The following is a 12977-nucleotide window of genomic DNA, read 5'->3' as shown; positions in this document are numbered from 1 at the left end:
GTCCGCGCCCGCCGCCATGCCGGCCACGATGCTGGTGACCTTGGCGTCCGCCGCAGCCCCCGCACCGTTCCCCGCCCCGGTCAGCTTCACCTTCTCCGCCGTCAGACGTGCAAGACCGCACCGCTCGGCCAGCCGCAGCACCGGAACCAGCCCGGCATGCGCGACCAGGCTCGGGTCATCGAACGCAGCGGAGACCGCCGCTGGAGTATGGGAAACTTGCATCTCGGAAGTGCCTTGCCGATCGTGCGTGCTGGAAGCCTCAAGAACTCCCATCATCACAGGTCACAAGGCACTTCCTCGTTTCCCGAAGAGCCACCCACGGCCGTCACATCGGTGGATCAAGGCTTAGACGGTGTACTCTCGTGCGGGATGCCGCGCTCCCAGACCGTCTCAAACGCCGTGGCGCACAGTTCGACGGCGGCCGGGTCGCCGGTGCGTTCCTTGCCGGGCGTCGCCCAGTCGCCGGTTCCGGTGAAGTGGTGGAACTGCACGAGCCGTTCGTCCAGGAGCCAGAAGTCGTTGCCGGGCAGGGCGATGTCAGAGGCATGGCGGCGGGGCAGCCAGCGCACGTCCTCTCCGGCCTGGAGGTTGAGCGGGGTGATGGCGTGCTCGTAGCGGATGTAGTCGGTGACCGGCTCGGAGACGATCCGCGCTCGACGCATCACCACGCCGCGGGCGACCGCATCCTTGACGAGCGGCGTCCACTGCGGCCAGAACGAGCGGGCCGGATCAAGGTTCGGGACGCCGGTGCGCAGGAAGCTCTCAAAGTCCTCGGCTTCGTCGCCGACCGCGTAGACGTCGCGCATCTCCAGGTGGACCGCCATGTGGTGGGTGTCGGCGAGCAGCTCAGCGAACGTCGCGGTGTTCAGATGCTGCGCGTTCTGCGGCATTGCACGCCTCCCTCAGAATCGGCACCATGCGGGCCGGAATCCGGATCACCCGCTCGTGTGCGGGGATCCCCGTCTTGTGGCCGGCCACCCACTCGGTGGAGCCGACCAGAGCCTTCAGGAGTTCGTCGGCTTCCTCGCCCTGGAGGACCAGGTCCGCGCTCTCCTCTTCCACCCACACCGTCGGTGATCCCTCGCCGCCGGCGCTCGGATCGATCCCGACGAACCGTAACGTCATCGCTTGCTCCCCTGTGAGTCAGTTGCGCACAGTTGCGCAACGACCGTCCGTGCCGCAGAGCGGGCGTCAAGACCGCGGGGCCTCGCCCGCACTGCGGCGTGCGAGGCAACCTGCCGCCGCCCCGGGTTGCACCGACCCGGATCAACGCCGCACGCGCCCAGCTCGACCTCGGCGACCGCGACGGCGCACTCGAGAACCTGTCCCACGCCTTCGACACGGCACCCCAGATGGCCCCGCATCCGCCCCAGGGGCCGCGAAGTACTGCGTGTCCTGGCCTCCCTGCACCGCCGCGCCCAACCCCGAACTGACACGACTCTCCCGACTCTCCGGCATCCGCCTCTGAAACCCACAGCAAGCCCGCCGCCTCACAGAGGGATGGGCGGGGGCCTGGGGGCGGGGGCCGGACCGCTGTTGCCCGTGCCCGGGTCCGGTCCCCCGGTCTCAGAACGGCGGCGCCCCCGTGGAGGACCCCCCTGGCGGGCAGACTGGCGGCGTGGCAAGGAGGTTCGCCGGAACGGTCATCTGGGCTGTCCGCCGACGGCATCTGCCAAAACGTCGGCGACGGCTCGGTGGTGGGTGGCCGCTGTGCGAGAGATTTCATTCACCGGTCCACGCCTCCCATCACCGGGTCGATGCTAGCCACCGCGACGATGACGTCGGCGACCTGCCCGCCTTCGCACATCGCGGCCATCGTCTGCAGGTTGGTGAAGCTCGGGTCGCGGAAGTGCACCCGGTACGGCCGGGTGCCGCCGTCGGAGACGACGTGCACGCCGAGCTCGCCCCTGGGTGACTCGACCGCCACATATACCTGCCCCGGCGGAACGCGGAAGCCGTCCGTCACCAGCTTGAAGTGGTGGATCAGTGCCTCCATGGACTCGCCCATGATGGTGCGGATGTGATCGAGCGAGTTGCCCAACCCGTCCGCGCCGAGCGCCAGCTGCGCCGGCCACGCGATCTTCTTGTCGGCGACCATCACCGCACCGCCGCCGCCCCCCAGCTGCTCCAGGCACTGCTCAACAATCCGCAGCGACTGCTCCATCTCGCGCAGCCGAATCAGGAAGCGGCCGTAGCAGTCGCAGCTGTCCGCCGTCTCGACCTCGAAGTCGTACTGCTCGTAGCCGCAGTACGGGTCCGACTTACGCAGGTCGTGCGGCAGGCCGGTGGCGCGCAGAATCGGCCCGGTCGCGCCGAGCGCCATGCAGCCCGCGAGGTCGAGGTAGCCGATGTCCACCAGGCGGGCCCTGAAGGTCGGGTTGTTGGTGGCCAGCTTGTCGTACTCGGGCATCCGCGAGCGCAGCAGCTGCACGCCCTCGCGGATCTGGTCCAGTGCTTCGGGCGGCAGGTCCTGCGCCAGCCCGCCGGGCCGAACGTAGCCGTGGTTCATGCGCAGACCGGTGACCAGCTCGAAGATGTCGAGGATGACCTCGCGGTCACGGAATCCGTAGACCATGAGCGTGGTGGAACCGATCTCCATGCCGCCAGCGGCGAGCGCCACCAGGTGGGAGGAGATGCGGTTGAGCTCCATCATCAGCACCCGGATGACGCTGGCCCGCACGGGCACGTGGTCGGTGATCCCGAGCAGCTTCTCCACCGCCAGGCAGTAGGCGGTCTCGTTGAACAGCGGGGTCAGGTAGTCCATGCGGGTCACGAAGGTCGTGCCCTGGACCCAGTTCCTGAACTCCATGTTCTTCTCGATGCCGGTGTGCAGGTACCCGATGCCGCAGCGGGCCTCCTTCACCGTCTCGCCGTCGATCTCCAGGACAAGCCGCAGTACCCCGTGCGTGGACGGGTGCTGCGGACCCATGTTGACGATGATCCGCTCGTCATCCGCCCTCCCCTGTCGCCGCGCGGCGCCGGCGACCTCGTAGTCCCAGTCGCCGCCGGTGGCGGTGTAGACGCGGCCCTCGGTCGTATCCCGAGCTCCCGCCGGCTCCTGCTCGGTGCCGCTCATCAGCCCATGACCTCCGCTCGGATCGCCGATCGCGTCCACGTGTCGCGGCGTGATCGGGAAAGGCGGCCGCTTCCGTCTCGGCTGGCCGTGCCCTCGCGCCAGCCGCAAGGGCACGGCTTGGCGGCATGGGGGCTGCTCAGTCCAGGATCGCGCACATCTGCCATGAACACCCGGCCGGGCCGGGTAGCGCAGCAGCCACGGCCGCACCGCGGAACAGTCAGGAGCTCCGGCCCCTCGGCGACGCCCTGGCCTCAACCGATTGCGCTGGACGGACGAGATCCGCGACATCGAGCGCGGCTTCGCCCCCCGTTAGCTTCTTCGCGGTCCTGCAAGAGAGCCGCTGGGCCTCCGGGCCCGGCATGACTGTTCCCCCCTGTCGAACACCTGCTGGATGGTGTCACCGGGCCCGGGAGGCGCCGTTGGAGACGCTGATGAGAGGTCCGACTACCGCCTGGCCCGGCGCAATGCCCGGCCGCTTGCGGGCGGCAGGTCTGCATAACGTGTATGCGCTCCGCGCCCTCCAGGGCGAGTTTCTGGGTGATGAGGTCGGCGACGACATCGCGGGAGAAGCCCAGCCGGGTGGGCAGGTCGATGCGTATCTCCGCGTCGTCGTCGGAGAAGTTCTTCGGAACATGGAGGTAGCAGCACGGATCGGTCTGCTCCGCCAGCCCGAGCGGCCCGACGAGGGCCTCGTGCAGCGGGACCACCCACTCCCGCATCAGCTCCCGCCGCTCCCGGGTCAGCCACCCGTACGCCACGCCGCCGACGACAAGGGCGGAGGCCGCGCCGATCCCGCCCGTCTCCAGCGCGGCGACAGCAGGGACCGAAGGCACCGGGCCGCAGCATCGGCGTCCCGGCCGAGGAGGTAACCGCCCTCGGCGACCGCGGCCCCAACGTCGTCCAGACGGTGAGGCGCCGCCATCCTGCCCGGTACGACCGGCGCCGGACCCGGCCTTCAATGCCTGGCAGGACACGGGCGCCCGCACGCCAGAACGTCGCGTCGGTGCGCTTCACCCCGTCGAGGTCCCGGTCGGCCATGATGCGGCCGACGCCGAACACGAGGGACTCGGCGGCCTCCTCCACGTGCTTGTCGAACTTCGTCTGCGCCATGCCGTCGGCCGCCCTTTCGTACCCGGGTGTGCGTGAGGGCGTCACAGTGCCGCTCGAAGCGGACACCCCAACGCCGGGCAAGGACGCTGGGAAGATCTCCCTGTGGACAGAGATCGGCGCGGGCTTCGACTCGGCAACAAATTCGAACGTCTGCTCTAATGAATGGGTGAAGTCCTTCCCGTTCCCCGACGACCTGATCGGCCTCAAGCGCCGACAGCTCAGTACCTACCACCGGCTCGCCCGGCCCGCCCGGACACGGCGCGGCTGCGGCGGGAGCTGATCCGGCTCATCCGCTTGATCGACTCCCACCCGTACTGGCAAGGCGGCTGGTCCACGGCGGGCCGGATGGAACTCCACCGGGCGGCCGTGGCGGCCCGGCCGGCTGACCGCGCGCCCGACGTCTCCGAGACGTCCGTGTCCGGGGCACGGTTGCGGTGACGTCAGCGCCGGGAGACGGTTCGAACGCAGGCGGCCGAGCTGTTCGGGCAGAAGATCAAGCCGCCGGAGGTGGCACGGCGGCTACGGGTGAGTCTGAAGGATCGTCCACGCCGCCCTGATGGACCGGGTCCGGGCAAGGGTCAAGGACAAGAGGGTCCTGGCCTTGGTGAAGGCGTTCTTGAAGGCCGGGCTCCTGACCGAGCTCGGAGAGTACGAGGACACGCTCACCGGCACACCGCAAGGGGGCATCATTTCTCCCCTGCTGGCGAACATCGCGCTCTCCGTGCTCGACGAGCACATGCATCGCGTGTGGGAACCAGAGGGAGAACTGTCCACGGAATACCGGCGACGGCGACGCCGGACCAAGGGCCTACCGGTATGGCGGCTGGTCCGTTACGCAGACGACTTCGTCGTCCTGGTCAACGGAACCAGACAACACACCGAGGCATTGCGCGAAGAGGTCGCCCAGGCTCTTGCACCGATGGGGCTCCGGTTGTCTCCAGCCAAGACCCAAGTGGTGCGCCTGAGCGAGGGGTTCGAGTTCCTGGGGTTCCGCATCCAGTGGCGCCACAAACGCGGGACGAACAAGTGGCACGTCTACACCTTCATCGCCAACCGGGCCGTCCGGTCGGTGAAGACGAAGGTTCGTCATCTCACCCACAGAACATCGCAGCAGGATCTTGCCGTGGTCCTGATCAATCTCAACCAGGTCTCCCACGGCTGGGCCAACTACTTCAGGCATGCTGTTGCCAAGCACATCTTCAGGAGACTGGACGACCTCGTCTGGTGGCGGGTTATCCGGCTACTGCGGCAACGGCGTCACTGGGGCTGGACGGACGTCCGCAGGCGGCTTACCACTCCCACGGGAAGGTGACTCCCGATTGCTGCGGACGGGATCGAGTTGCGGAAGATCAGTACGATTCCGGTTACCCGGTATCGCTACCGCGGCAGCAAGATTCCCACCCCTTGGGCTCCTGCAACCATCTGACGGCAGAGACCGTGGAGAGCCCGTTGCCCAGTAACGGGCACGGCGGGTCCGGGGAAACGGGCCGGGAGTAATTCCGGAACCGCGCCCCGGGCCTACTCAGCGACGAAGCAGGCTTCACCCTCCGACCGCCCCGAGGCCGCACCTGGGGACGACGCGGACACACCCCGGTCGTGACGGTGAGCGGACGCCGCTCGGGACGCCCGTCGGTTGCCGGACTGATCGCCATGCGGCCCGGCTCCCGCACCCGGCTGTGCCACCGCCTGCGCACCCACCCCGCGGGCAGAGGCAAGCGCCGCAGCATGGGCGAGCGCGACTTCATCGCCCTGATCGACGGCGTCCACCACCTCGTCAAGGCACCGATCGTGCTGCTTCGGGACCGGCCCGTCAGTGCGGCGGCGCCGTCAGGTGTCGGCGATGCGGTCGAATGCAGTGCAGCAGCGGCTCAGCCCATACGCACCCAAGCAGCGTGCACAGACGGGTGCCGACGTGCTCTGCCCGGGTCCAGGACGCGTCCCAGGTCGAGCAGCGGCGCGCTTTGCGGAGCCTCGTCGTGCGCGTGCAGGACGGATCGGTTCCGGCTGTGGCCGTGGCTCGGCTTCTGCAGCACCCATCTCAAGGAGGGCTTGGGGGGCACCATGCCCGCTCGCGGCTGGCTCTTCTCGCTGGCAGCTCTGAGAGGGTGCAGTGTAGAAGCATGTTCAGGCGGCGCTTTGCCGGCGTGAGGCAGCCGTGGCATTCGTTGGTGATCCCCATCGCGCTCATCGTGGTGATCACGGTTGTCGACGCCGTGCTCCCGGTCGACATTGTCCTCAGTCCACTGCTGGTGATTGCGCCCGCGATCGCCGCGTGGTTCGGTGCCGGGCGTTGGGCGACGGGAGGCATCGGCGCCCTGGCGGTGGTGGCCCAGGGGTTCATCGGCTGGCATTTCGGCGTGCCCGCCTCGCGGAACTCGCTGGTGCAGGCGTTCTCGATAGCACTGCTGTCGGCGCTGGTCGTGCTCTTCTGCGTGGTACGTGATCGGCACAGCCGCGTACTGGCCCAGGTCCGGTCGGTGGCCGAGGCCGCTCAGCACGTCCTGCTGTGGCCGTTGCCGAGCAGGCTCGGCCCGCTGCAGCTCGCCTGCCTGTACCTGGCCGCCGAGGACCAGGCAGAGATCGGCGGCGACCTGTACGCCGCGGCCCGCACCGACAGAGCGGCACGGGTGATGATCGGTGACGTGCGGGGCAAGGGCCTGCCCGCCATCGGTGAGGCAGCCCTCCTGCTCGGCGCCTTTCGCGAGGCCGCCCACCAGCACGCCGCCCTGCCCGCCCTGGCCGCCGCCCTGGAGCGGAGCGTTACTCGCTACCTGGCCGGCTTCGAACCGGAGGACGAGGCGGGAGAACGCTTCGTCACCGCGCTTTTGCTGGAGATCCCCGACGAGGAGCCCGTCATCCGGATGACCAGCTGCGGCCACCCCGCGCCCCTGCTGCTCGGTCCGGGCAACACCGTGATCGTCCCGGACCTGCACCCCGCACCCCCGCTGGGCGTCGGCATGACGGACCCCGGCGACTACACCCTCGACGTGCTGCCCTTCGGTTCCGGGCGCACCCTGCTTCTCTACACCGACGGCGTCATAGAGGCCCGCGACCGCGACGGCACCTTCTACCCGTTCGCGGAACGCGCCGCCCAGTGGACCGACTGCACTCCCGAGGCCCTGCTGCACCACATCGAGCGGGACCTGGCCGCCCACACGGGCGGGGGCCTCGGCGATGATGTCGCCCTCATCGCCATCCGCCACGCGCCCACGGACCCCCCAGCCGTCGCTGGGAGAGAGATTGTCCACGCGAAGCCGGAGAAGGCCGCGAAGAGAGCTCCGGCCCGGAAGCACAAGGCGAACGGCAGCGCGTCCGACGTCGAGCCCTGTCAGCCTCCGGGCATGGCTTCTCCATGCCCGCACGAGGCCCGCTCATAGGCTGGAGGTGTGGGATCTCGGACTCCGTGGCCAGGGGAGACCGATTGACCAGCGGGGTTCTTCCGTAGCTCACGCCCCGCCACCGCAGCCTCGCCTCATGAGTGTGGCGCTTTCCGCCGGTGTCGCGGCAGGTGCCTGCCGGTCTCCTCACCGCATCGACGCGCGGCAAGTATGGTGACTCCGTCACGTTCGAATAGCGGGGCGTGTGGTGTGCCGGGAAGTCTGGTCGGCGTTGCTTTCGTCGTACTCGGAGGGCTTTACCCATGCGGAACGTGCTCGCCCGCTCCGATTTCCCCGGCGCCAGATCGGCGCGGGGTCTCGGCGCTGTGTGCGCGTCTTCAGCAGCGGGCGTCAGGCGCGGGTTCGGCGGCCTTCGATGATCTGCACGTCGTCGTGGCCCGGCTTCGAGCAGGCGGCAGCTGACGGTCTGCTGGCCCTGCCGTCGATTGAAGCACCTCTTCGGCGCCGAAGAGGAAGCCCGCCCCACGCCTGAAGCGTAGGTGACGTGAACGGTGCAGGGCCCCCGGCCAGGCGGGGCCCTGCACCGTCGCCACGGGGTGGGCGTCAGTGGCTGGCGGTGAGTTCGCCGGGGGGTTTGCCGGTGCAGGTCGACGCTGGGGTCGTTCAGGCCGACGATCGTGCGTCTTGCCACGCTGCTTCCCGATGTGTTGGGTGAAGGTTTCCTGTGAGAGGCAGAAATGTGGGAAGCAGGCCGCGGCTGAGCTGAACAGCGACTTGAGAAGGGGCGGGCCGATGTCGATGGCTGCGAGTGAGAGCGCCTCAGAGGTATTCGCTGGACGGGGAAATGAGGGTGCCGAAGGAGTGGCCAGCACCGCTACCGGCTCGGACGAGATCTCTTCGATCACCTCGCTCAACCACGCCTCGTGCCAGGGGGTCGGGTAGCAGCTCTGTGGCTGGACCTGACCCTGGGCGCCGCCCCCTCTGTTCCGGGAAGGGACAGCTCGGCGGTGTCTCTCATGAGTCCTTGGCGTGGTCGAGGGCGTCGGCGAGCTGGTCGTGGGGCATGGCGGAGCACCCGCAGATGCCAGTCTTTTGTTGCTCTCTCATACAGCTCGGTCATGGTCAGAGACCGAGGTGATCCGCCCTTCGATGTGCTGGCGCGCTTCTTCAGGGCGGGCTTCTTCCCGCGGGCTGTGTGTTGAGGGCGATCTCCGCAGCCCCTGGCGCACCGTTCTCGTACCGGCCCTCGCCCGCGTACCCGTCCAGCTACGCGACGCGTTCGTCGCGTGCGTGCGTACCGGTCATCCCGCCGAACGGCGGGAGGTAGCGCTTGAGAAGTTCGTGCTTTTCACCGCGCCGTCGCCCGAGGCGCGGCGTCGCCACTGCGCGTCGCGCCAGCCGTCCCCGTGCCCCTGCCGGGGATGAGCCAAGCCTCCTGACTACCTCCTGCCCGACAGTCGGCGCCCTCACTTGGAACGTCTCCGCCCGAGAGGCGGGATCGCCGAGTCACTGGTTCGCTGGAGGAGTCGGCCGGTACGGACGAAAGCGGGACTGCTGTACCGGACGGCACGCGCCGCGTCGGCTCCCGCGGCCGGCGCGGGCCGCCGACGCGTGTCCGAACCTTCGGCGGTACGGGACAGCCCCTCCCACGGGCTCGTGCCCGAAGGCGCCCCAGTCCGCCTCTGCCAGAAGTACTCCAGTGAGGAGAGACGCCAATGCGTGCACTCGCCTGGCAGGGACGCCGGGATGTGCGTGTCGAGAACGTCCCGGATCCGCACATCGAGGAGCCCACCGATGTCGTGGTGCGGATCACCTCGACCGGGATATGCGGCTCCGACCTGCATCTGTACGAGGTGCTGAGGCCCTGCCCGGACCCGGGCGACGTCCTCGGCCATGAACCGATGGGGGTGGAGGAAGAGGTAGGCGGGGACGCCACGGTGCTGCATGTGGGAGACCGCGTCGTGGTCCCGTTCAACCTCTCCTGCGGGTGGGTCTGCACTCCCAGCGCGAGACCACGCAGGTGCGCGAGCAGGGGACGGGGGGCCGCATCGTTCGGCTACACCAAGCCGTACGGGCAGGTGCCCGGCAGGCAGGCGAACTGCTGCGCGTGCCGTCCGGCCACACCTTGCCGATCCTGGTTCCCGAGGGGCCGCCCCATGACCGGTACGTCTACCTGTCCGATGTGCTGCCGACCGCCTGGCAGGCCATCGGGAGGTCACCCACGGCCTGGGGACCGTCGCCGTCGTCGACGCGGTCGGTATGGAGTCCCACGGCGCACCGCTGGCGAGAACCGCGCAGTGGGCCACTGGCCTTCTGCCGGACGTGGTCGCCCGGAGACTCATGGAGCGTGCGGGCGTGGACCGTCTCTCCCCCTGTGCATGGTGCGCCGGGGCGGCACGGTCTCGGTCTCCGGCGTCTACCGCTGCCCCTGCTCACCCTGTTCGACAAGCAGATCCAGCTGCGGCTGGGACAGGCCAACGTCAGGCGCTGGGTGCCCGAGCTTCCGCTCCTCGACGAGGAGGACGTGCTCGGGGTGGACGTCGCAGAAATGATCAAGACGCTCCTCCACCCCTAGCGTCCGTCGCCGCGGCACTCAGGACCGTCGGTGCGCAGCATCGGACCAAGCGCGGACCGTAACACCGCACGACCGCCTGAAGGGACGGAACGACGATGAACGCAAACGCGGGCTTGCGCGTCGTGGTGACGGGGGCGACCGGCAACGTGGGCACCAGTGTCGTCGGGGCCCTGTCACAGGACCCGGACGTGGCGGCCGTCGTCGGTCTCGCCCGCCGCCTTCCGAGGATGTCGGTCCCGGGTGTGGAGTGGGCCACGGTGGACCTCTCCCGGCGCGACAGCCCGGAGGTCCTGGACCAGCACCTGGCCGGCGCCGACGCCGTCGTCCACCTCGCCTGGCGTTTCCAGCCGACCCACGCTCCCCTGGTCACCTGGCGGAGCAATGTCCTGGGGTCGATCCGTGTCTTCGAGGCCGTTGCGAGGGCGGGCGTACCGGCCCTGGTGTACGCCTCCTCGGTAGGGGCCTACTCCCCCGGCCCGAAGGAGGAACCGGGTGTGGGCGAGGAATGGCCCACGCACGGCTGGCCGGATGCCGCCTACTGCCGGGAGAAGTCCTATCTGGAGCGTGTGCTGGACGCCTTCGAGCTGCGGCATCCGGGAGTCCGGGTGGTCAGGATGCGGCCCGGGTTCCTGTTCAAGGAACAGGCTGCCAGCGAGCAGCGCCGCATCTTCGCGGGCCGCTGCGTGCCCGGCGTTCTGCTGCGGCCGGACCTTCTGCCCTTCGTGCCCGACATGGAGGGGCTGCGCTTCCAGGCCCTGCACACCGATGACGCGGCGCGGGCCTACCGGGCGGCCGTGATCGGTGACGTTCGAGGACCGTTCAACCTGGCGGCGGAGCCGGTCATAGGTGCGCGGGAGCTCGGAGAACTGCTGGACGCTCGGGTGGCACGGGTGCCCAGGGCCTTGGTGCGGCCGGCGCTGGCGGCGGCGTGGCACGCACACGCGGTCCCCGCTTCCCCGCATCTCTTCGACGCCGTCCTGCGGCTTCCTGTTCTCGACTGCGCCCGGGCGCGTGACCTGCTGGACTGGCGGCCGTCCCGGACGGCGCAGGAGGCGCTGTCGTCGTTCCTGAGCGGCGTGCGCCGCGGCGCAGGTCTGGAGACCGCGCCTCTCGTCGGCAGGCGGTGGGGATGAGGGGCGGGTCGGCCGCCGCCCCGAGCAGTCGGGGGGATCGGGGCTCCCGTCGCCCCGCGCTCCTCCGGCTCCCCAGCACCAGTGGCCCCCCGGAGGAGGAACGATCCTTCCACGGACGGGTCGAATCGAACTACCGGCAGGTGCCGATCGCCGTCGTCGTGCCCCGTGACATCGAGGCGGGAGCGGAGGCGGTGCGGGTCTGCGCCCGGTTCGGTGCGCCGGTGCTGTCCCGGGGCGGGGGGACGAGCCTGGCGGGCCAGTGCACGAACGCCGCCGTGGTCGTCGACTGGACCAAGCACTGCGACGTCTGGTCTCCGTGGACGCCGGGCGCAGGACCTGCGTGGTCGAGCCCGGCATCGTGCTGGACGAGCTGAACCGCCGACTCTCCGGAGCGAAGCTGCAGTTCGGGCCGAAGCCCTCGACCCACAGCCACTGCGCACTGGGCGGAATGATCGGAAACAACTCCTGCGGGGCGTCGGCACAGGCCTACGGGAAGACCGTGGACAACGTGCGGCGCCTGGAGATCCTGACCTATGACGGGCTGCGCTGCTGGGTCGGACCCACCTCGCGTGAGGAATACGAGGCCGTCGTCGCCGCCGGGGGGGCCGTCGCGGCGAACTCTACGCCGGGCTGCGCCGGGTGGCGGACGAGCACCTGGCGGACATCCGTCACGGCTACCCCCGCATCCCGCGCCGGGTGTCCGGCTACAACCTCGACTCGCTCCTGCCGGAGAACGGGTTCGACCTGGCCCGCGCGCTCGTCGGGAGCGAGGGCACCCTCGTCACCGTCCTGCGTGCCGAGCTCGACCTGGTGCCTGTGCCGTCGTGCGAGGCGATGGTCGTGCTCGGCTACGACGACATCTGTGCCGCGGCCGACGACGTGCCCAGACTGCTGGAGCGCTGCGAGCCGGAGCTGCTGGAGGCGCTGGACGGACGGATGGCGCAGCTCATGCGCGAGGAGGGCTCCTATCTGGAGTCGCTGGACACCTTCCCCGAGGGAGAGAGCTGGCTGCTCGTCCAGTTCAGCGGCGAGAGCCGGGACGGGGTGGATGCGCAGGCACGGGACCTGCTTGACACGCTCGGCCGGCACGCGGACGAGCCGACGGTCTCTTTCTCGGACGATCCGGCGCGCGAGGGGAAGATGCTCCGGGCGCGCGAGGCGGGTCTGGGTGTGACCGCTCGTCCGCCCGATGGCCGGGAGACCTGGGAGGGCTGGGAGGACTCCGCCGTTCCGCCGGACCGGCTCGGTGACTGTCTTCGCGACCTGAAAGGGTTGTTCGCGGAGTTCGGCTACGACCACCCCGCACTTTACGGTCACTTCGGGCAAGGATGTGTACACACGCGGATCCCGTTCGAGCTCACACACGCCGACGGGGTCGCGGTCTTCCGGGAGTTCCTGTTCCGCGCCGCCGACCTGGTCACCTCCTACGGCGGCTCACTCGGGGGAACACGGCGACGGGCAGGCACGCGGCGAACTGCTGGACCGTATGTTCGGCCGCCCGCTCGTCGATGCCTTCGGCGAGGTGAAACGGCTCTTCGACCCGGACAACAGGATGAATCCGGGGAAAGCCGCACCGCACCCGCAGGTGACTTTCGTCAGGGCGCCTAATCATCCCCAGGCATGACCGCGCAGGTTACAGCTACGCCCCAGGACTGTCCCCGGGACGGTCACACGGGTTGACGTCCGGGCCGGTTTCCGTGGCGACGATGTAAGGGTCCTCGTGAAACGGCCGATTGAGCCACCGT

Annotated in this window: 7 protein-coding genes and 5 pseudogenes; 8 read left to right on the top strand and 4 right to left on the bottom strand. The window is 69.4% G+C overall.

All coding sequences use genetic code 11. The features are described from left to right. The 4 genes and pseudogenes from AB0E67_RS32975 to AB0E67_RS32960 form a co-directional block, all read right to left on the bottom strand. A pseudogene (locus AB0E67_RS32975) lies at positions 1 to 222 on the bottom strand (IS1380 family transposase); the annotation flags it as partial. A gap of 116 nt (positions 223 to 338) precedes the next feature. After that, positions 339 to 890, bottom strand: a complete 552-nt coding sequence (locus tag AB0E67_RS32970; RefSeq protein WP_362033824.1) for a DUF6879 family protein — start codon at positions 888 to 890, stop codon at positions 339 to 341. Beyond that, positions 847 to 1125 carry a hypothetical protein gene (locus AB0E67_RS32965; RefSeq protein ID WP_362033821.1) on the bottom strand — a complete coding sequence of 93 codons (279 nt, stop codon included), beginning with the start codon at positions 1123 to 1125 and terminating at the stop codon, positions 847 to 849. Before AB0E67_RS32965 ends, AB0E67_RS32970 begins: the two co-directional genes overlap by 44 nt. A gap of 601 nt (positions 1126 to 1726) precedes the next feature. Then, complete coding sequence (locus AB0E67_RS32960; RefSeq protein ID WP_362033818.1) at positions 1727 to 3076, bottom strand: NADH-quinone oxidoreductase subunit D; 1350 nt, start codon at positions 3074 to 3076, stop codon at positions 1727 to 1729. Between the two features lie 1087 nt (positions 3077 to 4163). Here AB0E67_RS32960 and AB0E67_RS32955 point away from each other — a divergent pair. From AB0E67_RS32955 to AB0E67_RS32920, 8 genes and pseudogenes are all read left to right on the top strand, one after another. Beyond that, positions 4164 to 4466: a hypothetical protein gene (locus tag AB0E67_RS32955; protein WP_362033815.1), complete on the top strand. Its 303-nt coding sequence runs from the start codon at positions 4164 to 4166 to the stop codon at positions 4464 to 4466. A gap of 276 nt (positions 4467 to 4742) precedes the next feature. Beyond that, complete coding sequence (locus AB0E67_RS32950) at positions 4743 to 5498, top strand: reverse transcriptase domain-containing protein (RefSeq protein WP_362033812.1); 756 nt, start codon at positions 4743 to 4745, stop codon at positions 5496 to 5498. Between the two features lie 284 nt (positions 5499 to 5782). Next, positions 5783 to 5992 (top strand): annotated as a pseudogene (locus AB0E67_RS32945) (IS630 family transposase); the annotation flags it as partial. A gap of 314 nt (positions 5993 to 6306) precedes the next feature. Continuing rightward, positions 6307 to 7563, top strand: coding sequence for a PP2C family protein-serine/threonine phosphatase (locus AB0E67_RS32940; RefSeq protein WP_362033809.1), 1257 nt, complete (start codon positions 6307 to 6309; stop codon positions 7561 to 7563). A gap of 1676 nt (positions 7564 to 9239) precedes the next feature. Then, a pseudogene (locus AB0E67_RS32935) lies at positions 9240 to 10063 on the top strand (alcohol dehydrogenase catalytic domain-containing protein); the annotation flags it as partial. A 131-nt stretch (positions 10064 to 10194) separates the two neighbouring features. Continuing rightward, positions 10195 to 11232, top strand: coding sequence for an NAD-dependent epimerase/dehydratase family protein (locus tag AB0E67_RS32930; protein WP_362033806.1), 1038 nt, complete (start codon positions 10195 to 10197; stop codon positions 11230 to 11232). After that, positions 11229 to 11719: pseudogene (locus AB0E67_RS32925) on the top strand (FAD-dependent oxidoreductase); the annotation flags it as partial. The gene AB0E67_RS32930 and the pseudogene AB0E67_RS32925, both read left to right, overlap by 4 nt. Before the next feature lie 347 nt (positions 11720 to 12066). Further along, positions 12067 to 12856 (top strand): annotated as a pseudogene (locus AB0E67_RS32920) (FAD-linked oxidase C-terminal domain-containing protein). The last annotated feature ends 121 nt before the right edge of the window (positions 12857 to 12977 follow it).

The organism is Streptomyces sp. NPDC032161 (assembly GCF_040636995.1).
GTDB lineage: Bacteria > Actinomycetota > Actinomycetes > Streptomycetales > Streptomycetaceae > Streptomyces.
This window is presented reverse-complemented; position numbering and strand designations above follow the sequence as displayed.

Coding starts and splice junctions, on each gene's coding strand:
- AB0E67_RS32970 (WP_362033824.1), bottom strand. CDS start 890: ATGCCGCAGAACGCGCAGCATCTGAACACCGCGACGTTCGCTGAGCTG.
- AB0E67_RS32965 (WP_362033821.1), bottom strand. CDS start 1,125: ATGACGTTACGGTTCGTCGGGATCGATCCGAGCGCCGGCGGCGAGGGA.
- AB0E67_RS32960 (WP_362033818.1), bottom strand. CDS start 3,076: ATGAGCGGCACCGAGCAGGAGCCGGCGGGAGCTCGGGATACGACCGAG.
- AB0E67_RS32950 (WP_362033812.1), top strand. CDS start 4,743: ATGGACCGGGTCCGGGCAAGGGTCAAGGACAAGAGGGTCCTGGCCTTG.
- AB0E67_RS32940 (WP_362033809.1), top strand. CDS start 6,307: ATGTTCAGGCGGCGCTTTGCCGGCGTGAGGCAGCCGTGGCATTCGTTG.
- AB0E67_RS32930 (WP_362033806.1), top strand. CDS start 10,195: ATGAACGCAAACGCGGGCTTGCGCGTCGTGGTGACGGGGGCGACCGGC.